This window comes from Pseudokineococcus marinus, from assembly GCF_013004605.1.
Taxonomy (GTDB): domain Bacteria; phylum Actinomycetota; class Actinomycetes; order Actinomycetales; family Quadrisphaeraceae; genus Pseudokineococcus; species Pseudokineococcus marinus.
On sequence record NZ_JABEMA010000459.1, the window covers coordinates 1 to 1,738 of the forward strand.

1 protein-coding gene and 1 pseudogene are annotated in these 1,738 nt (G+C 75.7%); one reads left to right on the forward strand and one right to left on the reverse strand.

Annotation, left to right across the window (positions count from 1 at the left end):
- Positions 1–252 (forward strand): annotated as a pseudogene (locus HLB09_RS16575) (2-phospho-L-lactate guanylyltransferase); the annotation flags it as partial.
- 50 nt (positions 253–302) lie between these two features.
- Here the strand turns inward: HLB09_RS16575 and murA are convergent.
- Positions 303–1,661, reverse strand: a complete 1,359-nt coding sequence (gene murA, locus HLB09_RS16580; protein ID WP_171204401.1) for a UDP-N-acetylglucosamine 1-carboxyvinyltransferase — start codon at positions 1,659–1,661, stop codon at positions 303–305.
- Positions 1,662–1,738 lie beyond the last annotated feature (77 nt).

Sequence of the window (1,738 nt, forward strand, 5' to 3'; positions counted from 1 at the left end):
CTCGTGCCCGACGCCGCGGGCCGGGGCACCGCCCTGCTGGCCGCGCGGACCGCCGCCGACCTGCCCGTCGCGTACGGCGAGGGGTCGGCCCGGCGGCACGCCCGTGCGGGAGCGGCCGTGCTGGACCTCGCCCTCCCCGGGCTGCGCCGCGACGTCGACACCCGGGCCGACCTGCGCGAGGCGGTGGCGCTGGGCGTGGGGCCGCGCACGGCCGACGCGCTGGCGCAGGGGCGCCTCCACCTCGCCGGGTAGGCGCCCGGCCGGCGCCTCCGCCCCGGCGGGAGGACAGGCGCCGGCGGAGGTCAGGCGCCGGCGCCGGCGGGGACGCGCACCCGGGACGCCGACGTCGAGGACCACTCGACGTCGGCCCCGATGGCCTCGAGCTTCTCGGCGAAGCGCTCGTAGCCCCGGTCGATGAGCTCGATGCCCGACACCCGCGAGACGCCCGTCGCGGCCAGGGCGGCGACGAGGTAGCTGAACCCGCCGCGCAGGTCGGGCACGACGATGTCGGCGCCGTGCAGCGGCGTGGGGCCGGAGATGGCCGCCGAGTGCCGGAACTGGGCCCCGCCGAAGCGGCAGGGCGTGGAGCCCAGGCACTCCCGGTAGACCTGGATGCGGGCGCCCATGCCGCCGAGGGCCTCGGTGAAGCCGAAGCGGTTCTCGTAGACCGTCTCGTGGACGATCGACAGGCCGTCGGCCTGCGTGAGCGCCACCACGAGCGGCTGCTGCCAGTCGGTCATGAAGCCCGGGTGCACGTCCGTCTCCAGGGCCAGCGAGCGCAGCGGCCCGTCCGGGCTGAGGAAGCGGATGCCCTCGTCGGTGACGTCGAACTCGCCGCCGACCTTCCGGAAGACGTTGAGGAAGGTCATCATCTCGGGCTGCGTGGCGCCCTCGACGAAGACCTGCCCGCGCGTGGCCAGCGCGGCGCAGGCCCAGGACGCCGTCTCGATGCGGTCGGTCAGGGCCCGGTGGTCGTACCCGCGGAGCCGGGCGACGCCCTCCACCCGGATGGTCCGGTCGGTGTCGACGCCGATGATCGCGCCCATCTTCTGCAGCACGGCCACGAGGTCGAGGATCTCCGGCTCCGTCGCCGCGCCGTGCAGCTCGGTGAAGCCCTCGGCCCGCACCGCCGTGAGCAGGACCTGCTCCGTCGCACCGACGCTCGGGTACGGCAGGTCGATGCGCGTGCCCCGCAGCCCGTTCGGCGCGGTGATGCGGATGCCCCCCTCGCGCTTGTCGACCACGGCGCCGAACTGCCGCAGGACGTCGAGGTGGTAGTTGATCGGCCGGTCGCCGATGCGGCAGCCGCCGAGGTCGGGGATGAAGGCCTCACCGAGGCGGTGCACCAGCGGCCCGCAGAAGAGGATCGGGATGCGGCTGGCCCCCGCGTGGGCGTCGATGTCGGCCACGTGCGCGGACTCGACGTCGGTCGGGTCGAGCACGAGCACGCCGTCGTCCGGCTGGGAGACGTCGACGCCGTGCAGGCCGAGCAGTCCCGTGACGACGCCGACGTCGCGGATCTCGGGGACGTTGCGCAGGACGCTCGGGCTCTCGCCCAGCAGCGCCGCCACCATCGCCTTGGAGACGAAGTTCTTCGCCCCGCGGACGGCGACGGTGCCGTCCACCGGTCGTCCGCCGCGCACGTGCAGCACGTCGCCCATGGGCACCCAGACCTCCTGCCGGCGGCACCCGCGCGGCGCCGCCCCGGCCGACCATGATGCCCCCGGCGGGCCCGTGC

What these genes read in the sequence shown, in the direction of transcription:
- murA (WP_171204401.1), bottom strand. Translation starts at nt 1,661, where the DNA reads ATGGGCGACGTGCTGCACGTGCGCGGCGGACGACCGGTGGACGGCACC.